The organism is Pseudomonas germanica, assembly GCF_019614655.1.
Taxonomy (GTDB): Bacteria; Pseudomonadota; Gammaproteobacteria; order Pseudomonadales; family Pseudomonadaceae; genus Aquipseudomonas; species Aquipseudomonas neuropathica.
In genome coordinates, this window is sequence record NZ_CP071586.1 from 3,675,791 (window position 1) to 3,698,237 (window position 22,447).

The window sequence follows — 22,447 nt, forward strand, 5'->3', positions numbered from 1 at the left end:
TCACCAGCCATTGTCATGAGCAGAAGTATGCGGTAATCCGGCAAATTGGGAAGCGTCCGTCTCGTGATTGATTGCCCACCAGCGCGGCAGCAGCTGTTTGATCCGGCTCTCGGCAAAGCGATCGTCAATCAGCATCACCACGCCGCTATCCTCACGGGTGCGGATGACTCGCCCGGCGGCCTGTACCACTTTCTGCACGCCGGGGTACAGGTAGGTGTAGTCGTAACCGGCGCCGAAGATGGCGGCCATGCGGTGTTTAAGTTGTTCGTTGACCGGATTGAACTGCGCCAGCCCCAACGTGGCAATGAACGCCCCGATCAGCCGCGCACCGGGTAAATCGATGCCTTCGCCGAACGCACCGCCCAACACGGCAAAGCCGACGCCTTGGCTGTGCGCGGTGAACTGATCGAGAAAGGCCTGCCGCGCCCCTTCGAGCATGCCCCGCGATTGCTGCCACAGGGTGATGTGCGGGTAACGCTCAGCGAGTAACGACGCCACTTGTTGCAGATAATCGAAGCTGCTGAAAAACGCCAGATAGTTGCCCGGACGCTCGCTGAACTGCTGCGCGATCAATTCGACGATCGGCTCCAGCGAGGCCTGACGATGATTGAAGCGTGTCGAAATGCGGCTGACGATCTGCACCTGCAACTGCTCGGCGCAAAACGGCGATTCGACGTCGATCCACACGGTGTCGGCGGGCGTGCCAAGCAAATCGGCGTAATAGTGACGCGGGCTGAGGGTCGCGGAAAACAGCACGCTGCTGCGCGCCGCTTTCAGGCGCGGACCAATGAACGCGGCCGGCACCACGTTGCGCAGGCATAACTGCGACAGCGGCTTTTTGCGGTCGAGGTCGCGCTTGCTGATGTCGAACAGGTAATGCTCGTCGTACAGTTCTGCCACCCGGGCGAATTGCAGCAGGTCGAAATAGAAGTTCTGCACGGCGCTGTCGAGACCCTGCGGATGGTCATTGAGGTAATCGCCAATGGCCGCGCAACACAACGAGATCGCTTGCAGGAGTTTTTCCGGGGCCTTGTCGTAAGCCTGATACGCCGCCAGTTGCGGCGCATGCAGCGCGTTCCATTCACGGTTGATCCGTTGCAGGGAGTTTTTCAGCGGTGCCGGCGCGGTTTTGCGCACGCTGCCGAGGGTGAACTGATCAAGACTGGCGCTGTACATTTGCCGGCCGCGTTCGACCAGGTTGTGCGCCTCGTCCGCCAGCACCGCGACTTTCCATTGATTAAGCTGGGCCAGACCGAACAGCATGGCGCTGAAGTCGAAGTAATAGTTGTAGTCGGCGATCACCACGTCTACCCAACGGGCCATCTCCTGACTCAGGTAATACGGGCACACCGCGTGTTGCGCAGCGACCTCGCGCATGGCGGCTTGATCGAGCAGGCGGATTCGGCTGGCCGCTTCCCGCGCGGCCGGCAGGCGATCATAAAAGCCCTGGGCCAACGGGCAGGATTCGCCGTGACAGGCTTTGTCCGGATGTTCGCAGGCCTTGTCCCGGGCGACCATTTCCAGCACCCGCAAGGGCAAGGCTGGTGACTGATCGAACAACACCTGACTGGCATCCAGCGCCAGTTTGCGCCCCGGTGTCTTCGCGGTCAGGAAGAACACCTTGTCCAGTTGCTGCGGCGCCAGGGCCTTGAGCATCGGGAACAGCGTGCCGAGGGTTTTGCCGATGCCGGTCGGTGCCTGGGCCATCAGGCAACGGCCGGTGCTGACGGCTTTGAACACTGATTCCGCCAAGTGCCGCTGACCGGGACGAAAATCGGCATGGGGAAACGCCAGTTGCTGCGCGGCCAGATTGCGCGCCTCGCGATGGGCCATTTCCTGTTCGGCCCATTGCAGGAACAGCGTGCATTGCTGCTCGAAAAAGGCCTTGAGGGTTTCGGCGCTGAAGGCCTCGACCAGGCAGGTTTCCTTCTCGCTGACGATATCGAAATACACCAGCGCCAGATTGATTTGCTCAAGTTCGAGTTTGCGGCACATCAACCAGCCGTAGATCTTCGCCTGTGCCCAGTGCAACTGGCGGTGATTGGCCGGTTGCTTACTCAGGTCGCCACGGTAGGTTTTGACTTCTTCCAGGCAGGTTTGCGCCGGGTCGTAGCCGTCCGCCCTGCCCTTGACCTTCAACTGCAGAAACTCGCCTTCGAGCGCCACTTCGCTTTGATACTTTTCGCTGCGCCGCGAGGCCACAGTGCGGTGGCCGGCGATGCCTTCCAGCGCCGTGGGCGATGGGGTGAAGCGCAGGTCGAGGTCGCCGGTCTTGGCGGTGAACTCGCACAGTGCGCGCACGGCAATGCTGTAGCTCAAGCGCTCTGCTCCGCCCATTGCACGTAACACACCGCTACTGGCATCTGGTGTTGATGACAGAACTCCAGCCAGCGCAACTGGTTGTCCTGCAGGCGATCGCCGGGGCCTTTCACTTCAATCATTCGGTAGGTTTTGTGCTGCGGCCAGAACTGGATCAGGTCGGGCATGCCGGCGCGGTTGGCCTTGATGTCGAGCAGCAAACGGTTGAACCAGTGCTTGAGATGTTCGGCGGGCAGACAGGCCAATGCCTGCTCAAGCAATAGTTCATTCACCGCGCCCCAGAATACGAATGGCGACTGGACACCCCATTTGTCGACAAAGCGCTGGCGAATGGTCGCGGCATAGCGGCCGTCGTCGAGTTCGCTCAGGCACGCCTGGAACAGCTCGGCGCGGCGTTGCTGGAAATCTTCGTTGAGCAGGTCCACCGGGCCGCGCTGGAACGGGTGAAAGAATGCCCCGGGCAATGGCGCGAAGATCGCCGGCCAGCACAACAAACCGAACAGCGAGTTGATCAGGCTGTTTTCCACGTAATGCACGGGGCCATCGTCATCGTGCAGATGCGCCTGCACGTAAAACTCCACGGACAAGGCTGGGTCGGTGCGCGGCAATTGCAGATCCAGCCGCTCGACCGGTCTGGCCGTTGTGCGCTTGAGTGGCGGGCCGCCGAGTTTGCGCCGCAGCCTTGGCAATATCCGTTGCAGGCCTTGCTGCTCGGCAGCGCTTTCCGGCGCCTGCTCCGCCAGCGTGGCGAGCTCCAGCGCAAACGAGTATTCGCCGCTGCGCTCCAGCACGCGGATCATGCGTAAACGGGCGCCGGGATAGGCGCAGTCGCGATAAATGCTCAGGGCCAGGGCAAACTCGCTGATGCGCTCGCAATACTGGCCGATCTGGAACAGCACCTTGCCACGCCGGCGTTGCAGCCACGGGTTGTCGAAGTGCAAGGCGCTGACCTGCGCAACAATGGTGTCCAGTGGCTCACCGGCCTCGAAACGCAATTGACAGTTGTGCAGGAACAGGCACGCATCGACGTCATCGCGACTGCGCAGGCCCCGCGAGTCGGCGCAGAATTCGACTTTTTCATAAGTGAAGATGCCAAGGTCGGCGAGGACGAATTCCGACCAGTCCTGATACAGGTTGCCGAAGAACATCAGCCGCAAGCGATCGCACAGGTCCATGATGGTCAGGCTGAACAAGCGATCATCGAGCAGCGGAGCCCAGTCGCGCAGGCTGCGAGCGTCTGCAAACTGCTCGGCGAGGAGCGGCAGCCAATCGTCCTTGCGGCCCTTGGGTTGCTCGATAAAGGCTGCGAACGCTTGCAGGATCTCGGCCTTGAGCAACACATCGAACAACTCGGCGAGGACCAGCGGCGCGTGTTCGTCGATCCAGCCGTGCTCCAACAAGGGCTGCGCGGCCTCGGCGATGTCACCGATTTCCACGTAATTGAGTTTGCCGGCACGAAAATGCACACCCTTGCGCATCACCATCCGCACCAGCAGCCCCTGACTCGGGCGGGGCAACGCGTTGAAGTCGCGGATGAATGCGTGTTCCGGCTCGCTCATTACATCGGCATAACGAAGCTCAAGCCAATCAAGCACTTGCCGAAAGTTGTTAAGGTAATAGAACGGGTCGTCGAGGGGATTGGCAGTCACGGGAATTCTGGGCCATGGCAAGCGAGTACTGGTTATGCGTACAGATACCAGCTGTGCCCCACCCGGTGCAAACGGAAAATGATCAATGGCATTTTTTCGCCGGGCTATCGAACTTTTCCCCCGGGGATGGCACCAACCGCGTTAGAGGGCCGACAATGCTCGGCATCACATCGAATGAGGATTTAGAGGTGGGTATGAAAATCAAAGCACTGGGCATCCCTTTCGCCATCGCCGCCGCGCTGGCACTGGCCGGTTGCTCGACCCCGACGGTGGTCACCCTGCAGAACGGCACCCAGTACCTGACCAAGGACATGCCGAAGACCAAAACCAAGGACGGCTTCTATGAGTTCGAGGATATTTCCGGGGCCAAGGTGAAGGTTCGCGCTGATGAAGTGGCCACAGTGCGCGAGGAAGACTGACTCACGGCGATCGATCGTTCCCACGCTCTGCGTGGGAATGCAGCCCGGGACGCTCCGCGTCCCATCCAGAGCCGAACGCGGAGCGTCCGTTGAGGCATTCCCACGCGGAGCGTGGGAACGATCATCAAAGCAGCTTTTTTATTCGAAGGTAGGCATACCCGGAATGCTGCCGTCGCAAGGCATGTACGTGCCACCCCGCTTGACCACTTCCCCCTGCAAGCGCCGGCAGCGTTCCAGATCCTGCTGCGCCATGCGATCAATGCTCAGATTGCCGGTGGTTTGCGGCGGCTTGCCGTCACCCAGGCGCAGGGTCACGAACGGTTGTTCGGGCTGAATCTGAAAGCGGCTCTTCTCTTCGACCGGTTCGACCTCCGCGGTTTTCGGCGGGCTCGGCAGTTGGTCGGTGGTGACGCCGTAACGGCTCAGAATCGAGCTTTGAGGCAGATCGGCGCAGGCATTGGCCGAACACAGCGCCAGTGCGACGAACCCGACATACCCCTTGAAACCTTTCACGTTTGAATCTCCTGTACTCAATGGCGGCTAGCTATAGAACGTGTGCTCACGTGCTGGCTTTAGGCCGCATTTCCTGTTTTCGCAGGGGTTTGAGTCTGGTCGTGGCCATCGAGTCACTTTTGAAACCGAGTTGACTCCAATCGCTAGCAGGCTAGCTCCCACAGGGGATTTATAAACGAAACAGATCCAGTGTGGGAGCCAGCCTGCTGGCGAAGAGGCCCTTACCGGCGCCCCATCAACCTCAGGCGATCACAACGCCGTCAGCACTCAAGCTGTTGAGCGACACCCCGACCAACGTCACCGAATCATTGCCAAACGTCAGCACCGTGTCCTGCCCGACGGTCGCAGCATGAGCCCGGAAATCCTCCGCCGGCAACACACCCTGCACACCAAGAAACACCAGTTTGTCATTGGACGTGAAACCGACCACCCGGTCCTGACCGAACGCACCGTTGAACAGGAACGTATCCGCCCCGCCCCCCGACTCCATCAGGTCATTGCCTGCGCCGCCAACAAACACGTCATTGCCCGCGCCACCCATCAGGTGATCGTTGCCGTCCAGCCCGAACAACCAGTCGCCACCGGCATGCGCCTTCAACGTATCGGCGCCGCTGGTGCCTTTGACGCTGGACTCGTACGCGGTGACGTTGTTGCCGACCTTCAAGCCGCTGGCCGTGACGCTGTGGGTCACATCGTCCTTGAACAGCCCCCAGAGAAAGCCCGGTTCCTTGGTGACAATGCTGCCTATGTCGCGGGTGATGCTGATCCCGCCGTTGGCGTCGCGAATGTACAGATTGCCGGCGCCGTCGTTGGCGAAGTCGAAGTTCTTCACCGCGCTTTGCAGATCGAGGGTGTTGTTGCCCTGCCCGCCAAGGATGACGTTGTAGCCACCGCCATCGCGGAAGGTGTCATTGCCGGCGCGACCTTCCAGGTAATCGTTGCCGCTGCCGCCCTGGATCAGATCGTTGGCGTCACTGCCAATGATGAACGTGCTGCCCTTATGGGTTTCGGCGTTGCGGTTGAGATCCTGTACCCAGGTGTTGGCCCGCGCCGGGTCCGAGAGGTTGGCGACAATGATCGTCGAGTCGCGGCTGGTCAGGTCGTAGAATTTTGAGTCGATCACCCGATTCATACCGTCGCCATACGCGGTCGGCAAGTGCGAGATCCAGGTGGGAATGTTGAGGATCGAGTACGGCAGCAGATTCCACGCGGTCGAGGCGTAGTGATCGTTGAAGCTGACGATGTTGTCGGTGGCCGAGACCTTGGGCGCATCGTGCACGCCGATCGAAGCTCCGGTGAAGGTCGAGCCGTCGAGGGCGCGGAACACCGGGTCGTTTTCGTAGCCGACGTTGAGCACTTTGTCGGTGCTGCTTTGCGTTGGCGAGGCGTAGGCGATGTAGTTGGAGTCGGCAAAGAAACCACCCCACTTGCCACCGCTCAGGTCGGCCATGCTGTTGACCGCCAGGCCACCGAGGCTGTGGCCACTGACGAGAACGTCCTTGCCGCTGAGGCCGTTGGCCTTGGCAAACGCCACCACGTCATTGAGCAGATTGCCGAAGGCTTCACCGACGTAATTCTTCGCGTAATCCTTGGGGCCGAAGGCGGCGAGCAAGTCGTTGATCACGTCACCGATGGAGTCGAGGATCAGGTTCTCACGCGGGCCGCTGGTGCCGCGAAAGGCAACGCCGAGTTCGGTGAGATGGCCTTGGGCGTCGTACTTGCCGAGGATTTCCACTTGGGCGGTGGTGTAACCGGCCTTCTCGCCGAAGAAGGTACCCCGCGCATCGGTTTTGCCGTCGTAGCCCAGTTGCGAGGCGGTGATGGGCGTCCAGCCGGCCTTTTTCACCGCGTCGAGGGCGAGTTTTTCCGAGTCGGGATTCCACGGAATGCCGGGGATCACCCCCTGGGAATCGGTGCCGCCGAGCAGTGCCGTGACCAGCGTGGCGGGCAGGCCGAGGCCGAAGCCGTTGTGCTGATAACCGGCGGCAAAGCCGTTATCGAGGTTGTGGTAGGAATACAGCGTGATCGCCATGGCATCGCTGAACAACGCCTTGGAATCGGCTGTGCCGAAGTTCTTGTAGTCATACACACCCATTGCTATTGCCTCTCTCTTGTTGGAATTGTTAGAGATAGCTCACAGCCAGGGCGCCCCACGGGGACGCCCCGGAGCATTTCGATACAACACTTCTTTAACGCGACATTTGTAGGAGCTGCCGAAGGCTGCGATCTTTTGACTTGCCTCTTAAAAGCAAGATCAAAAGATCGCAGCCTCGTTTCACTCGACAGCTCCTACAGGATTACTGTTTAGGCGAACACGAACGCCGAGTCCGACAGGTTAGCCACTCCAACCCCGACCAGGGTCACGGCATAGTCGCCAATCTTCAGCACGGTGTCGTTGCCGGTCTGCGCCGCGTGCTGTTTGTAGTCATAGCCCTGCCCCGCGCCCTCGACGCCCATGAACACCAGTTTGTCGCTGCCCTGATAACCGTTGATGGCATCAAAACCGAACGCGCCGCTGAACAGAAAGGTGTTGTTGCCACCCACCGCCGTCATCACGTCGTTGCCAGCACCGCCAACGAAGGTCACATGGCCCTTGTCGCTGATCAACTTGTCATCGCCACCGAGGCCGAACAGCCAGTCACCGTCAGCCGTGGCGTGCAGCGCATTGCCGTAGCCATCGCCGCTGAGCGAGTGGTTGTACTGGGTCAGTTCGTTGCCATTGGTCAAACCTTTGGCCGTAACGCCCCAGGTGATTTCCTTGCTGCCCCACCACGAACCCGACTCCTTGCTCACCAGCGCGCCGATGTCGCGGGTCATGCTGATGCCGCCATAGGCATCGCGTACGTACAGCGTGCCGTCACCGTCGTTGGCGAAGCTGAAGTTCTGCAACGGTTTCTGCAGTTCGAAGGTGTTGTGGCCCTGGCCACCGAGCAGGATGTTGTAACCGCCGTCATCACGGAACCGATCATCACCGCCCAGGCCTTCAAGGAAGTCGTTGCCCGCGCCGCCCTTGAGCCAGTCGCTGCTCTGGGTGCCGATGATGAACGTGCTGCCGGTGTGCGGCTCGCCACTGCGGCCGAGATCTTCGACCCAGGTCTTGCCGCGAGAAGCTTCTTCCAGATTGGAGACGATGATCGTCGAGTCTTTATGCGTAAGGTTGTAAAACTTGGAATCGATGACCCGATTCAAGCCATCGGCATAGCCCAACGAGCTGTGGGCCGACCAGTTCAGCGGATTGACGATGCTGAACGGCACCAGGTTCTGAGCGGTGGACGCGTAGTTGTCGTTGAAGTTGACGATGTTGTCGGTGGTCGAATCGTGCGGCTTGTCGTGCTTGCCCATCGAGGCGCTGCTGAATGTGGTGCCATCGAGCACGCGAAAAACCGGGTCGTTTTCGAACCCGATGTTCAGCACGTTATTGCCGGTGCTGCTCTGAGTCGGCGAGGCGAAGGTGATGTAGTTGGCATCCTTGAAAAAGCCGCCCCAGTTGCTCGCGCTCAGTTCGGCCACGCTGTTGACCCCGAGCCCACCGAGGCTGTGACCGCTGAGCAGCACGTCCTTGGCGGCAATGCCGTTGGCAATGGCGAATGTGGCGACCGCCTTGAGCAAATTGTCGAAAGCGTTTTTAGCGTAATTACTCGCGTAATCCGACGGCCCGATGGCGGCCAGCAGGTTGTTTTTCAGGTCGCCGAAGGTGTCGCTGTAACCCAGCCCGCCGGTGCCACGAAAGGCCACGCCGATGCCGATCAGTTTGCCGGCAGCGTCGTATTTGCCGAGCACTTCGGCCTCGGCACTGGTGAAGCCGTCCTTCTCGCCGAAGAACGTGCCCTGCGGCCCGACCTTGCCCTGATAGCCCAGCGCGGTTGCCGTGAGCGGTGCCCAAGCGGTGGCCGGCAGAGGCTTGCCGGTCGGCGTGTAGGCGTACAGCGTCAGAGCGATGGCGTCGCTGTACAACGCTTTGCCATCGGCATTTTTATAATCGAACAGTCCCATGTTGTGCTCTCTCTTCCTTCAAAAACCGGCAGCTCCGCAGAACTGCCGGTACGCCTTAGAACTGCCAGTCGAGGGTCAGACCCACACCGTGGTCCTTCTCGTTCGAGCCGATCAGTCCGTTGTAATCGAGGTTCACCCGCACATCGCGATTGAGCGCCAGACCCGCACGCACACCGACCACCGCCGCATCGCGATCCATCGACACGCTCTGCACGGTGAACGCGCTGTTGCCATTGGCAAACGCCAGATGGCTGTCGGCATCAACGTTGCTCAGGTTGTGCTGCCAGCCGAGGCTCGCGCCGAGTTCCAACTGATGCTGATTCGACAGCGCGAAGCTGCGCTTGGCGCGCACGCCGAGGGTCGACAGCACCACATCGCGGTTGTCCTCACCGCCCTTCAGCGCGGCGGCGTCACCTTTTTCGGTGAAGCTTTCGGTGTTCAGGTGCACATAGGACAGATTGGCGAACGGCTCCAGGTTCATCGGTTGCAGGCCCAGATCATAGGCGGCCTCGGTGAACACTTGAGTGGTTGCGGCATCGTGCTTGGTCTTTTGTTTTCCGCTGACGTCCCCGAACTGCAGGTCACGTTTGACGTCGACACGGTGCCAGCTATAGGCGCCACCGACGGTCAGACGCAGCGCGTCGATCTGATGGCCCAGGTACGCACCCAAGTGGTAGCTGTCGACTGATGCCGACGAATGCGTGCCGCTGCCCATGCTCAATGAGCTGTCGCTATAACCGGTAACGAAACCGAGACGGGTATCTTCAGCGATCAAGCCATCGACACCGGCGAGCAAGCCACCGATAGAGCTGTTGGAGTCGGCATTGTCATGCCCGCCATCGCTTTTGCCCCACGAACCCAGGACCTTGACCCAGGCGTTGCTGCGGTCATCGGTCGGTGCGCCAGCGTTGAACAGATCACGCTCGCGCAGACGTTCGCCAACGGCTTCACGCAGGTAACGGCTGTCGTTGATCAGCATCGTGCCAATGGCCGGATGGATTTCGCCGGACAACTGCTGGAAGGCTTGCTGCGCCGACGCCGCATTCGGCGACAGCAACAGGGTTTCAAACAGCGCGTTACCAGCGCCCAGACGCTCAGCCGCCGCACCGACCGCACGTTGGTTCGGCGTCAAACCGACGCTGGCGAACGGAGCGTCGTTACGCCCGACCGCCAACTGGATGCCATCGGCCGAGTACGCCAGCGTGCCGCCGAGAAAGGCGTAATCCGGCAACACCTGACCAAAGCGCCCTTCAATACCGCCCGCCGCTTGCAGGATGTTGTAGCGCGTGCCGAGCAGGCTTTGCACTTCATTGGTGGTCAGCAGCGTCGGGCTGTTTTCCAGCGACAGGCTCACCGTCGCGCCTTCGATGACCGCTTTGCCAGTGGCGATGATCTGATCGCTGCTGGTGGGCGACAGCTCTACGGCGTAAGTCGAACCCGGTGCAAAGGTCACGTCACCGGCCACATTCATTGTGCCGATGGAGTTACCCGGCGCCACCGTACCGCCGCTGTTCACCGACAGCGCGCCGATTTGGCCGTTGCCGCCGAGGATACCGCCGTCATTCACCGTCACCGCCGATTGCAGCGAACCGTTGATGGCCAGGCGCCCCTGATTGACCAGGGTCGGGCCGCTGTAAGTGTTGTTGCCGGTCAGCACCAGCGTGCCGATACCTTGTTTGGTCAAACCGCCGTGGCCGGAAATGTCGTTGCGCCAAGTGTCGAGGCCGCAGGTGATGTCGGTGCACACGCGCTCGGTCGGTTTGCCTTGATCGATGATCGCGCCGATACCCGGCAGATCGGCAACGAACTGGCCGGAGCCATACGCGCCGTCGATACGGAATTCCGCTGGAATGTCCTGCTCGGTGACGAACATCGACGGGCCGTCGATGCCTTTGCGCAGGTTGATCATGCCCCAGCCGTACAAGGCGTCGATGCCCGGTGCGCCGAGGTCGGTGGCCGTAGTGCGCAAGACCGTGGCGACCTGATCACCGCTCATGTACGGGAAGCGTTCCATCAGCACCGCCATGGAACCGGCGACATGCGGCGCGGCCATCGAGGTGCCGTTGTAGTTTTTGTAGCCGGTGGTCAGGTTGTCGGCGTTGGTGCCTTCGATGATCGCGCTGAAAATCTTTGTGCCCGGCGCCGAGACGCAGAAACTCGCGGTGTAGCCGCAACGCGAAGAGAACGTACTCATGATGTACGGGTTGGCGCTGGCCAGATCCGGGTTCTTCTGCAGCGCAGCGACGGTGATCCAGTTCGGCGCGATGTCCGGGACGAAATAGCCGAGGCCGGCGATGGCGTCCGGGTTGTTGAGGTTGTAGTCATTGCCGGCGGCGAAGATCGTCACGATGCCACTGCGCGCGGCGGCAATCGCACCGTCGTAGGCGCCGCCGGGCTTGGTGCCGAGCAGCGTGCGGATCTCGTTGAACTGCACTTGCGCGTCATTGACGGTGAAGTGCGGGTACGCCGGATCGCGGCCGCCGAGGTCGAAACGGTCAGTGATGCCGATGCCCCAGCTGTTGTTGATGATCCGCGCGCCGCTGGCGATCAGTGCGTCCCAACCGGCCTTGTACACCGCGCCGTCGTTGCCACGAACGATGCCGTCCTCCGGGCCCGGGTCACCGTTGTCGGCGCTGATGATCTGCGCACCGAATGCCACGCCGTGCATCGGCCCGCCGTCGCGACTGCCGGCGGCGATACCGCCGACGTGGGTGCCGTGGGCGCCGAGTTTGCCGTCGGAACCGACCGAGGGCGAACCGTCATAGCGGAACGCATCGCCGGCTTTGACCGGGATGTACGGGTCGGTGTATTCGCGAATCCCGCTGGTGACCAGGGTGACGACTTTATTGCTGCCGGAGAACTCCGGGTGCGCGGCATACACCGGCTGATCAAAGATCCCCAGTTTCACGCCTTTGCCGGTATAGCCGGCGGCATAAGCGTGATCGGCACCGATCGCGCCCAGGCCCCAATCGGCCTGAAATTCGGCACTGCGCCAACTCGACGGATCGCCCGTACGACCGCTCTCCACGTAGGGCGCGGCGTGGGCGGTGCCAATGGCACAGAGCACGGCGAGCGTGAGGGTTTTCAGGGCAAAGCGGCCTCCCGTTTGCGCGGGGGTATTGTTGTTATTCATCCAGCGACCTTCCTTAGTGATGTTGCGAAAAATCCTGATCGTTGCCACTGAGGGCGATGATCGTCGTTGATCGTTCCCACGCTCCGCGTGGGAATGCAGCCCGTGACGCTCCGCGTCACTGGACGCAGAGCGTCCCTAGAGGCATTCCCACGCGGAGCGTGGGAACGATCACCAGAAGCCGGGTTATCTTGCTTAGAACTGCCAGTTCAGGCTCAAGCCAACGCCATGCAGCTTTTCGCGACTGGCCAGTTGTCCGTTGTAATCAAGGTTGACCCGTACATCGCGGCTCAGCGCCAGGCTGGCCTGCACGCCGACCAGTGCGGCGTCGCGCACCAGCGCAGAGCTTTCCACCGCGTACGGCGTGCCACCGCTGGCAAAGCGCAGATGCTGCTCGGAATCGATGTCGCTGAGGCTGTGCTGCCAGCCGAGATGGCCACTCACGTCGAGTGATTGCGCGGGCGAAAGATTGAACGTCTTGATCGCCCGCACACCGAGGGTGCTCAGCACCGCGTCACGTTGATCGCCGGAGCTTTTCAACGCCGCAGCGTCGCCCTTCTCGGTCAAACCTTCAGTGTCCAGATGCACGTAGGCCAGATTGGCGAACGGCTCCAGCGCCAGCGGTTGCAGGTGCAGGCGATAAGCCGCTTCGCCGAACACTTGCGTGGTCGCCGCGTCGACTTTGGCTTTCTGTTTGCCACTGACATCGCCGTATTGCAGATCGCGTTTCACATCGGCGCGATGCCAGCTGTAAGCCGCGCCCGTGCTCAAGCGCCAGGCGCCGAGTTCACGGCCGGCGTACGCGCCGAGGTGATAGCTGTCGACCTTGGCCGAGGAATGCGTGCCCGAACCCATGCTCAGCGAACTGTCGCTGTAACCGCTGACCAGACCGATGCGCGTTTGCTCGTCCAGCGCGCCATCGACACCGGCCAGCAGCCCGCCAATCGAGGTGTTGTAGCCCGCCGTGTCGTGGCTCGAATCGGTCGTGCCCCAGGCGCCGAGCGCCTTGACCCAGCCATTGCTTTGCGCAGCATTGGTATCGTGCAGACGCTCGCCTACTGCGTCACGCAACTGGCGGCTGTCGTTGATCAGCATTGAACTCAACGCCGGGTAGATCTCGCCGCTCAACTGCTGAAACGCCTGTTGTGCGGAACTCGCATCGGGTGAACGCAACAGGCTTTCGTAGACCGAATTGCCCGCGCCCAGGCCTTCGACGGCAGCGGCCACCGAGCGCTGATTCGGCGTTTGCCCGACACTGGCGAAGGTCGTCGAGTTACGTTCGATATCGAGTTGAATGCCATTGGCGGCGTAGTCGAGGCTGCCGCCGATAAACAGGTAATTCGGCAGCACCGCACCGAACTGGCCCTGAATGCCGCCAGCCGCTTGCAGAATGTCGTACTGGCGACCGAGCAGGCTTTGCGCCTCGCTGGTGCTAAGCAGCGTCGGGCTGTTTTCCAGCGACAGGCTGAACGTGGCGCCGCTGATAGTGGCTGTGCCCCCGGCAACGATGCGGTCACTGCTGGTCGGCGACAGTTCAACGGCGTAAGTCGAACCGGGCGCGAAGATCACGTCACCGGCCACGTTCAAGGTGCCGATGGAGTTGCCCGGCGCCACGCGAGCGCCGCTATTGGCGGTCAACGCGCCAATCCGGCCGGAACCGCCGAGGCTGCCGCTGTCATTCACCGTTACAGCGGAAGTCAGCGAGCCGTTGACCGTGAGCAAGCCGCCATTGACCGTGGTCGCACCGCGATAGGTATTGTCGCCGGTGAGGATCAACTGGCCGCCGCCGGACTTGATCAGGCTGCCTTGATAAATCCTGCTCGCCGCTGCCGCATCACGGGCAGTGCCGACCGCGTAATCGGTCTGATCCTGCTGACTGGCACCGGCAGCAACGCCGTTCTGCCAGCCCTTGTCTTGCAGGGTTTGCTGCCAGGCACTGTGCTCAGCAAGGTCTTCAGCCTGCCGCTGAATCAGCGCCTTGTCGGAGATGTCATTGCTCCAGACATCGCGCTGCCCTGCCCCCAAGTTGGCATCAAACGCACCGAGCAATTGCCCTGGCCCGCGCATCGCCCGGTTCAGGTTGGCCACGCCCCAGCCGACCCGCTCGGTCGGCGCAGCGGTGACCGAGCCATCCAGTTGCGTTGCGGTAGTCAGCAGCACTTCGAGCGTCTGCTGATTGGTCATGTACGGGTAGCGTTCCATCACCAGCGCCAGTGCCCCGGTCGCATGCGGCGCCGACATTGAGGTGCCGGACTTGATCGCGTAATCACCACCGGGAATGGTGCTGTCGATCTTCGCCCCCGGCGTGGTGATGCACCAGTATTTGGCGAGGCCGCACTGGTTGTACTTTTGCTGATTGCTTTGATCGAGGCCCGACACGGCCAGCCAGTGGCCCTCCAGATCCGGCTGAAAGTACGGCAGCGCGGAACGCACGCTGGCGTTCGGATAGCCGCTGTTGCCGGCGCTGAATACGTTGATCACGCCGCGCCGGGAAACATCCGCTGCCGCGTCGAGCCAGGTGCCTTTATTCCAGTGCTGAGCGTACGCGGCGTGCAGATCAGCCAGTGTCCGGTAGCTGACATCCGGCGGCTGGCTGCCCCAACTGTTGTTGATCGCGCGCACCCCAGCATCGGCGAGGGCGTCGTATACCGCTTTGAAATAGCGCGGATCGGGGTTGGGGCCGAAGAGAAAACTGTCGTTTTTGTTGGTGTTGCCGACGTAGATTTGTGCGTTGTACGCCACGCCGTGCATGCCGGTACCGTCGCGTGAGGCGCCCATGGTGCCGACGACATGCGTGCCGTGGGAGTCGTTGTTGGGGTTGAGGGTGCCATTGACGTTGAACAGTGAACCGTCAATGTAGCTGCCGCTGGCCAGTACCGGGTGATAGCGGTCGCTGGCGAATTCCGGGTGGGCGGCATCGAAACCGGAGTCGAGGGCGCCGATTTTCACGCCTTTACCGGTGATGCCGGCGGCGTAGGCTTGCTCGGCCTGCATCCGGCTCAGGCCCCAGTCGCGGAGGAATTCGGCGCTGCGCCAACTGCCGGGATCGCCGGGTTGGCCGGTTTCGAGATATTGCGCCTGAACCTGTGTTGCGGAAATCACAAGCAGCAGGGTACCGACCGAAATTGGCTTGATGCGTACGTCCATGTTCACCACTCACTTTTATTGTTTTATGCAGGTTCTTTTGCGGTGTCGCCTGTTCCCCTCACCCCAGCCCTCTCCCCCAGGAGAGGGAGCTGACCGAGGTGTCTTGCCTCATGCATCGACGTGAAAAACCGCGTCGATTGTGGATTCAGCTGGTCTCGCATCGACCTGAAAAACCGGCTCGATGTTGGATTCGGTGCCGCTCGTTCAAGTCGGTGTACTTCTGCAATATCCCCGGATCAGTCCCCTCTCCCTCTGGGAGAGGGTTAGGGTGAGGGCTGTTGAGCGACCACAAATGCCTCATCCACCCGCGCCAGATCCTGCTCGTTCAAGGTCCCGGCGTAGTAATGCAACTTGGTCCAGGCCATCAAATAGTCGTACCGCGCCTGCGCCAGATCACGGCGCGTGGTGAACAACTGCTGCTCGGCGTTCAACGCGTCGAGGTTGGTCCGCTCACCACCGAGAATGCTCTGCTTGGTCGACACCACCAGCGCTTCCGCCGAGCTCAATGCCTTCTGATAAGCGCGCAATTTGCTCACCCCGGACAAACAGGCGCTGAACTGCCGCCGCAGTTCGATCAGCGTCTCACGCGTTTTGCCGTCCAGTTCGTATTCGGCCTGCTCCATAGTGCGGCTGGCCTGACGCGTCGACGCCGACACCCCGCCACCGGCATACAGCGGCACACTGACTTCAAAACCGATGGTGTTGGTTTCGTAGCGCTGGTTGTAGGTGTTGCCGCTTTCCGATTCGTTCTGGCGCATCGAGGCGTAGGCATTGATTTTCGGCAGATGCCCGGCGCGATTGCGCTCCACTTCATAACGCGCGACTTCCACGGCCTGGCGTTGCGAAGCCAGATTCGGGTTATTGCTCACCGCCATTTCATGCCAGGTGTCGTAATTGGCAGGCATCAGCGCGAAGGTCTGGAAGTTCTGATCGAGCGGCGCCAAATCACCGATGTCCACCGCCGGCACGCCGACCAGTGCACCCAGTTCACGCAGCGCGGCGTCCTGTTCGTTGCGCGCCTCGATCTCCTCGGCAGTCGCCAGTTCATAACGCGACTCAGCCTCGAGAATATCGGTACGCGTGCCCTCGCCTTGCTTGAACATGTGTTCGTTCTGCTGGAACTGCTGCTCGTACGCCTTTTTCTTCGCCTGAGCGATGTCGATCTGGTCCTGCGCGAACAGTGCCTTGGTGTAGTTGTCCAGTACGCGAACCAGCAACTCCTGGCTCTTACCGCGAAAGTTCTCGTCGGCAAACAACGACTGCGCGACACCTTTGCGATACGCGGCATAAGCCTCGTAATCGAGCAGCGGTTGTTGCAGGGTCAGCGCCGAGCCGTAACTGCTGTAGTTACGATCGTCGGTACGGTTACGCGCGCGCTCATCGAGAGACGTCGCTTTCGACGAGTTGCGCCCCTTGTTGTAGGTGTAACCGATGCGCGGCAACAGGCCGGCGCGGCCAATGGCGCGGTTTTCCAGGCCGGCATCGCGTTCCTTTATCGCGCCGAGGAACACCGGGTCATTGCGCAACGCCTGTTCGTAGATCTCGAACGGCCCCATGGCCGCCACTGCCGAGTGACTCGCGAGCAGCAAGAATGCTGCTGCGAGCGTGGAAAGCTTATTCATACAGCCGAACATCCTTATTCTTCGGTCAGCGCAGAGCCGGCCCGGTCAAGCAGCGGTTTGAACAGATAGTTGAGCAGTGAACGCTCACCCGTACGCACGAACATTTCTGCCGGCATGCCGGGCTTGATCACCAGACCGTTGAGTTTTTCCATGGCCTGATCGCTGACACTGCTGCGCAACACGTAGTACGGCACGCCGGTTTTCTCATCGACCATTTGGTCGGCGGAAATCAGGCTGACTTCGCCCGGTACACGCGGGGTTTTGCTCTGGTTGAACGCGGTAAACAGGATGTCCACCGGCAAATGCGCGCCGACCTTGTCGATCAGGTTGATCGGCAAGTGCCCTTCCACTTCCAGCGTGGTGCCTTGCGGGACAATCTCCAACAGCGTTTCGCCCTGACGCACGACCGCGCCTTCGGTATGCACGCCGAGATTGACCGCCACGCCATCGGCAGTGGCGATGATTTCGCTGTGTTGCAGATCGAAACCGGCGGAAGTCAGTTGCTCCGACAGAGTCACGCTTTTCAGCTGCGCGTCGGCCAGTTGCGTACGGACCTCCTTCTGATACTCCTCGGCGTGCTGTTGCAGTTTCAGCCGCGACTCGAGGATGCCCTGCTCGACCCGGCCGCTTTCGCCGGTGTTTTCCGCCAGTTGCTGCTGCACTTGCGACAGTTGCCGCTGGTACTCCATCAAGCGGTTACGCGGGATGTAACCGTTGTCGGCCAGCGGTTGCAAGTTGCTCAACTGCTGTTGCAGCGAGTCGGCCTGGGCATTCAGATCGGTACGGGCGCGGCGCATGCCGGCCAGTTGTGCGGTGGCGCCTTCGATGCTCGCACGCAGTCCGGCCTGCTCGCGGTAGTAAGCCTCGCGACGGCTGCTGAACAGTTGCCGCTGACCTTCCAGCACCAGCGCTAGGCGCGGATCCGGGTCATTGCTCAGCTCAGCCGGAAAGGTCACTTGCTTGAGGTTGTCGCGCTCGGCCTGCCAGCGCGCAAGGCTGGCCCAGGCCATGCGGTATTGTGCTTGCAGCGACTGCACGTCAGCGGCGACTTGCGTCTGGTCGAGGCGGAACAGCGGCTGGCCCTGCTTCACGATTTCACCTTCGCGCACCAGAATCCGGCTGACCACACCGCTGCTCATCGACTGCACGGCTTTACGTTTGCCCGACACCACCACCGTGCCCTGCACCGGAATGCCTTGGTCCAGCGGCGCCAACGCCGCCCAGGTGAAAAAGCTGCCGGCGCCGACGATCGCCAGAACCCAGCCCATGCGCGCGAAAAACTTCGCATCCCGCTCCGGGCGTTCAGTGATGTAGGCGTGTTCCATCGTTGCTTCGTTTTCAGTGTTCATGCTTGCGCTGCTCATACACCCGAATTCCTTGTCGAGGGCTGGTACTGACGGCTCATGCTGAGCCCGCCCGGTGCCTGTGCAGGTTTTTCCCGTTGTTGTTCTTGCTGGCCGGAAAGCGCCTTAAGCACGTCCTGACTCTGGCCGAAAGCTTGCAGACGCCCGTCATTGAGGACCAGCAGCTTGTCAGCCTGGGCCAGCACCGAAGAACGGTGCGTCACCAGCACCACCGTGGTGCCTTGGGCTTTGAGCGCGGCGATGGCGCTGGCTAGAGCGGCTTCACCGACGGTGTCGAGGTTGGAATTCGGTTCGTCCAGCACCACCAGACTCGGCGTGCCATACATTGAACGCGCCAGGGCCACACGCTGTTTCTGGCCGCCGGACAAACCGCTGCCGTCCTCGCCCAGTTGCGTGTCGTAGCCTTGCGGCAGACGCAGGATCATTTCGTGCACACCGGCCTGTTGCGCGGCGGCGACGACTTTCTGCGGATCGGCCTCACTGAAACGCGCAATGTTCTCGGCGATGCTGCCGCTGAACAGCTCGATGTCTTGCGGCAGATAACCGATGTACGGGCCGAGTTGGTCGCGGTTCCAGCGATGAATATCCGCGCCATCAAGACGCACGGTGCCGCCAAGGGTCGGCCAGACACCGACCAGTACCCGGGCCAGGGTCGATTTGCCGGAACCGGAAGCACCGAGCACGCCGAGCACTTCGCCGGCATTCAGATTGAAATTGACCATTTGCAGGGTCGCCGCACGTTGCCCCGGTGGGCCGGCACTGACCTGTTCGAAGGTGATCTGGCCTTTCGGCGCCGGCAGCGCCATGGCGTCGTCGCTGGGAGGGAACGCTTGCAGCAGCGCATCGAGACGGCGGTAAGCCAGTTTCGCCCCGCTCCACTGCTTCCACACGGCAATCAACTGATCGATCGGGCTCAGTACACGCCCCATCAGAATCGAACCGGCGATCATCATCCCGGCGGTCATATCACCCTTGATCACCAGCAACGCACCCAGCCCCAACACCAACGATTGCAGGCACAGGCGCAGGGTTTTACTCACAGAGCTGATCACCGCACCGGTGTCACTCGCCTGGTTTTGCAGGCCGAGGAAGCGCGAGTGCACCTGGAACCAGCGCTTGCGCAGGGAACCGAGCATGCCCATCGCCTGAATGGTTTCGGCGTTGTGCAAATGGCTGGTGGCCAACTGGCTGGACTGTTGCGAATAACCGGCGGCTTCGCCCAGCGGCTTTTTGGTCATGTATTCGTTCAGGCAGGCCAGGCCGATCAGCAGCAGTGCGCCTGCTGTGGCGAGCACACCGAGCCAGACGTTGAACAGGTAAATCACAAACAGGTAGACCGGGAACCATGGCGCATCGAAAAACGCGAACAGCGCCGGGCCGGTGACGAATTGGCGAATGTGCGTCAGATCGCCCAGTGACTGCCCGGCGTTGCCCTCGCCCTTGAACAGGTTGCGCTCGAACGCCGCTTGGTAAACCCGCAGGTTGAAGCGGCGCTCCAACTGGCTGCCGATGCGGATCACGATAAAGCTGCGCACCACTTCCAGCAGGCCAATAAAGGCGAAGAAGCCGACCACCATCAGCGAGAGCATCGCCAGGGTCGTTTCGTTCTGCGACGACAGCACCCGGTCATAGACCTGGAGCATGTAGATGGAGGGCACCAGCATCAGCACGTTAATCAGTGCGGTAAAGCAGCCGACGCTGATCAGAATACTTTTATAGTCAGCCAATGCCTTGAATAAGGGAGCGGTGGCTGGGGCCTTCGCCATCTTCATCGATTCTTCCTGAAATGATGGGTCCCGCCGCACTTGGGCGAGGCTTCAATTAATGTTCCGCTTACCTGCGAAAGATGACTTGCAAGTACCCGCTTACACTTTCATAACAACTTGCGTAATTAATTGCGGCGCAGTTGTCAGTTCGCGCTTCTTATAACCATAGCGTGGCGCTTTATATTAAAACTTTGTCGCGTTCTGGATAATCAAGGTTGTTGCGCCACGCGCTCAAGGGTAATCACCAAGCCAGACTTCAAAGTCGTCTGATAAAACCCGTCACGTTGTCGACTGAAAAACTGGATTCTTGAACCTTCCTTGCCGGTGATCGACAGGCCGTCGGGGTCGGGAAACCAGCCGATCGGGGTTGCTTCAAGCCAGGCACCCAGGCAGTCGGCGCCTTGGCCCAGGGTTTGGTTTTTAGCCAGATCCAAGAAGCAAGTGTTCGAAGGCTTGTCCTGCTGCTTTTGCGCTTTTGGATCTTCGCCTTGAGTCGACAAAGTTGCCTGCCAGTGACCGGCAAACGCCGAGGGTTCTTCGAGTCTGAGGCTGCTTGCCATACCGGTTTCTCCTGAAATCATGATGAGCGCCGCCGAGAGCCACGCCATTGCCTTGTAGGTAAAAGCTTTACAGATCATAGGAATATTCGCTCCGGCGTGTAGCCTTGCTTACAGAGCAACACGATGCAAGTGGAGAAAGCGACGTATCACACGCCGCTTTCCACTTCTACATCACGCCACGATGTCGCTGGTCGCTGCCTGGCCAACGGTGCTGACCTGGAAGTCCGCCACGCCGTGCCCGGAGAAGTCCACCGACAGCAGGCTATTGCCACCCGACGAAGTCAGAATGGCGTCGCCGGCAGAACCGGTGAAGCTGCTGACGAAGTGCAGGCCGGCACCGTTGGTGATACCGGTCAGGTCGATTTTGTCCAGACCGCTGACGAAATCGAGGATCTGATCGATCGCACCTGGCTTGGAGTCAGAGCTGGCAGCGAACACAAACGTGTCCGAACCGGCACCGCCCCACAGCTTGTCAGCACCACCGCCACCCCAGAGGATGTCGTTGCCGGCACCGCCCTTGAGTTCGTTGGCCACGCTATTGCCGATCAACAGATCGTTGCCGGAACCACCGATAGCGTTCTCGATGATCGCGCCTTTGGCGATGGATACGTTACCCACCATGCCACCAACGTCGGAGAACGAGGCGTCTTTGAGGTTGATCTTCTGGTTCTGGGTGAAGCCCGAGAAGTCCAGAGTGTCCTTGCCGCCCGCGTCCCACACCGAGAACACCACTTTGTCACTCGACGACGAAGCGCTGAGGAAATCACGGCCAGTGTTGGAGTTGAAGCCGTAGGTGGTGTCACCGGTACGGGTGGTGGTGTTGGCACCGTAGAGCTTCTGGATGGCAGCGATATCGTCCATCAGCGGGCCGGACGAATACGCTTCGACACCACCCTTGCTGAAGTTCTGACTGGTGTTGCTTTCGCTCCAGTAGCTCATGACGCTGTAGCCGCGGGTGTCTTGGCCGTAGGACGCGTCGTTGTAGGTCGGATTGCCATTCCCGGCGTTGTAGTCACCAGGGTGAGCGAGGCCCAGGCTGTGGCCGATTTCGTGAGTCAGGGTCTGACGACCGTAGTTGTTCAGATCCGGATTCTTGTTCTGCGTGTAGCCACTGTTGATCAGGTACCACGAGGTGCCGTCATAACCGGCGCCGGTACCTGGCAGGTAGGCGAACGCTGCAGCGCCATCCTGGCCACCGCTGTAGTTACCGAAGGTCATGTGGCCGTCACCGCCCGAGGCTTTCTCGGTGAAGGTCACGTTGGCCACGTCAGCCCAGGATTGCATGGCGAGCTTGGCTTGAGCTTGTTGTTGTGCACTGAATTGACTGAACCCAGTGATCCCATGCTTGTTCATCGTGCTGGACGATGCCGAGGTCAGGAACGTATAGGTGAGTTCGATCTTGCCGCTGCCGTCCTTGTCCTGGTAGGCAGCGCCGTCGCGCAGCAACTGGGTTGCGGCCTGATCGACGGAAAAGGAGGGTTTGCCATTGACCGTGAGGTTGCCGCCACGATCGTATTGATGGCTGAAGCTATTGATCTGGTTGTACGCCGAGCTGAAGGCTGACAGCTGGAAAGCCTGTTCGGCGGTATCAATAGCATTCGTTTTAACTTTCGACATAAACACACTTCCTTGTTTAGCAATGGAACAGTTTTTGTCCGATAGGACTCTCTCTGGCGAGATCGTCCTATCACTCGCCCAATGAAGGCGTAAGAAACCTGACACAATTTGAAATCTGCCGTAAAGGATTTTTTTGAGATCAAATCGGGCTGTTTCGTAAAACTGCCGTAAACAAAGCGTGCGGAGGTGGAAGAATGTTTTAGTTGCGAAGCTTTTGCCTAATTGTCTGACGATTTTCTATTTAAATATTAAATATGGGTAAGTTGTTTTTTGTTAGGCGCGTCTCACTTTTCTGCACTTTATTAGTGCAATGCCAGTGTATTGATATCAACCAGATTGCTCGCCCAA

Annotated in this window: 13 protein-coding genes; 1 reads left to right on the forward strand and 12 read right to left on the reverse strand. The window is 60.5% G+C overall.

Translation table 11 applies throughout. The annotated features are described in order from the left end of the window. Positions 1 to 2,319, reverse strand: coding sequence for an ATP-dependent DNA helicase (locus J0G10_RS16430; protein ID WP_095126050.1), 2,319 nt, complete (start codon positions 2,317 to 2,319; stop codon positions 1 to 3). Beyond that, positions 2,316 to 3,968: a VRR-NUC domain-containing protein gene (locus J0G10_RS16435; protein ID WP_220556241.1), complete on the reverse strand. Its 1,653-nt coding sequence runs from the start codon at positions 3,966 to 3,968 to the stop codon at positions 2,316 to 2,318. The genes J0G10_RS16430 and J0G10_RS16435 overlap by 4 nt, the downstream gene beginning before the upstream one ends. Before the next feature lie 194 nt (positions 3,969 to 4,162). On the opposite strand from J0G10_RS16435, the gene J0G10_RS16440 reads away from it, so the two are divergent. Further along, positions 4,163 to 4,387 carry a YgdI/YgdR family lipoprotein gene (locus J0G10_RS16440; RefSeq protein ID WP_095049074.1) on the forward strand — a complete coding sequence of 75 codons (225 nt, stop codon included), beginning with the start codon at positions 4,163 to 4,165 and terminating at the stop codon, positions 4,385 to 4,387. A gap of 138 nt (positions 4,388 to 4,525) precedes the next feature. On the opposite strand, the gene J0G10_RS16445 is transcribed toward J0G10_RS16440, so the two are convergent. The 10 genes from J0G10_RS16445 to J0G10_RS16490 form a co-directional block, all read right to left on the reverse strand. After that, a complete protein-coding gene (locus tag J0G10_RS16445) occupies positions 4,526 to 4,900 on the reverse strand; it encodes a hypothetical protein (protein ID WP_095049075.1) in 375 nt (124 codons plus the stop codon). 241 nt (positions 4,901 to 5,141) lie between these two features. Further along, positions 5,142 to 6,995, reverse strand: coding sequence for a polyurethane esterase (locus J0G10_RS16450; protein WP_095049076.1), 1,854 nt, complete (start codon positions 6,993 to 6,995; stop codon positions 5,142 to 5,144). Positions 6,996 to 7,204: 209 nt separating this feature from the next. Continuing rightward, positions 7,205 to 8,893 carry a polyurethane esterase gene (locus J0G10_RS16455; protein WP_220556242.1) on the reverse strand — a complete coding sequence of 563 codons (1,689 nt, stop codon included), beginning with the start codon at positions 8,891 to 8,893 and terminating at the stop codon, positions 7,205 to 7,207. A gap of 55 nt (positions 8,894 to 8,948) precedes the next feature. Next, positions 8,949 to 12,026 carry an autotransporter serine protease gene (locus tag J0G10_RS16460; RefSeq protein WP_220556243.1) on the reverse strand — a complete coding sequence of 1,026 codons (3,078 nt, stop codon included), beginning with the start codon at positions 12,024 to 12,026 and terminating at the stop codon, positions 8,949 to 8,951. A 192-nt stretch (positions 12,027 to 12,218) separates the two neighbouring features. Next, positions 12,219 to 15,170, reverse strand: a complete 2,952-nt coding sequence (eprS, locus tag J0G10_RS16465; protein ID WP_220556244.1) for an autotransporter serine peptidase EprS — start codon at positions 15,168 to 15,170, stop codon at positions 12,219 to 12,221. A gap of 263 nt (positions 15,171 to 15,433) precedes the next feature. Beyond that, positions 15,434 to 16,804, reverse strand: a complete 1,371-nt coding sequence (locus J0G10_RS16470) for a TolC family outer membrane protein (RefSeq protein ID WP_220556245.1) — start codon at positions 16,802 to 16,804, stop codon at positions 15,434 to 15,436. 2 nt (positions 16,805 to 16,806) lie between these two features. Beyond that, the gene (locus J0G10_RS16475; RefSeq protein WP_220556246.1) at positions 16,807 to 18,156 is read right to left on the reverse strand and encodes an HlyD family type I secretion periplasmic adaptor subunit; all 1,350 of its coding nucleotides are present in this window, start codon (positions 18,154 to 18,156) and stop codon (positions 16,807 to 16,809) included. Beyond that, entirely contained in the window at positions 18,153 to 19,928 is a 1,776-nt protein-coding gene (locus J0G10_RS16480; RefSeq protein WP_220556247.1) for a type I secretion system permease/ATPase, read from the reverse strand. Before J0G10_RS16480 ends, J0G10_RS16475 begins: the two co-directional genes overlap by 4 nt. A 203-nt stretch (positions 19,929 to 20,131) precedes the next feature. Continuing rightward, positions 20,132 to 20,560 carry an AprI/Inh family metalloprotease inhibitor gene (locus tag J0G10_RS16485; RefSeq protein ID WP_220556248.1) on the reverse strand — a complete coding sequence of 143 codons (429 nt, stop codon included), beginning with the start codon at positions 20,558 to 20,560 and terminating at the stop codon, positions 20,132 to 20,134. A gap of 93 nt (positions 20,561 to 20,653) precedes the next feature. Beyond that, positions 20,654 to 22,099, reverse strand: coding sequence for a serralysin family metalloprotease (locus J0G10_RS16490; RefSeq protein ID WP_095049082.1), 1,446 nt, complete (start codon positions 22,097 to 22,099; stop codon positions 20,654 to 20,656). Positions 22,100 to 22,447: the final 348 nt, after the last annotated feature.

What these genes read in the sequence shown, in the direction of transcription:
- J0G10_RS16480 (WP_220556247.1), bottom strand. Translation starts at nt 19,928, where the DNA reads ATGAAGATGGCGAAGGCCCCAGCCACCGCTCCCTTATTCAAGGCATTG.
- J0G10_RS16460 (WP_220556243.1), bottom strand. Translation starts at nt 12,026, where the DNA reads ATGAATAACAACAATACCCCCGCGCAAACGGGAGGCCGCTTTGCCCTG.
- J0G10_RS16485 (WP_220556248.1), bottom strand. Translation starts at nt 20,560, where the DNA reads ATGATCTGTAAAGCTTTTACCTACAAGGCAATGGCGTGGCTCTCGGCG.
- J0G10_RS16490 (WP_095049082.1), bottom strand. Translation starts at nt 22,099, where the DNA reads ATGTCGAAAGTTAAAACGAATGCTATTGATACCGCCGAACAGGCTTTC.
- J0G10_RS16450 (WP_095049076.1), bottom strand. Translation starts at nt 6,995, where the DNA reads ATGGGTGTGTATGACTACAAGAACTTCGGCACAGCCGATTCCAAGGCG.
- J0G10_RS16455 (WP_220556242.1), bottom strand. Translation starts at nt 8,893, where the DNA reads ATGGGACTGTTCGATTATAAAAATGCCGATGGCAAAGCGTTGTACAGC.
- J0G10_RS16440 (WP_095049074.1), top strand. Translation starts at nt 4,163, where the DNA reads ATGAAAATCAAAGCACTGGGCATCCCTTTCGCCATCGCCGCCGCGCTG.
- eprS (WP_220556244.1), bottom strand. Translation starts at nt 15,170, where the DNA reads ATGGACGTACGCATCAAGCCAATTTCGGTCGGTACCCTGCTGCTTGTG.
- J0G10_RS16475 (WP_220556246.1), bottom strand. Translation starts at nt 18,156, where the DNA reads ATGAGCAGCGCAAGCATGAACACTGAAAACGAAGCAACGATGGAACAC.
- J0G10_RS16470 (WP_220556245.1), bottom strand. Translation starts at nt 16,804, where the DNA reads ATGTTCGGCTGTATGAATAAGCTTTCCACGCTCGCAGCAGCATTCTTG.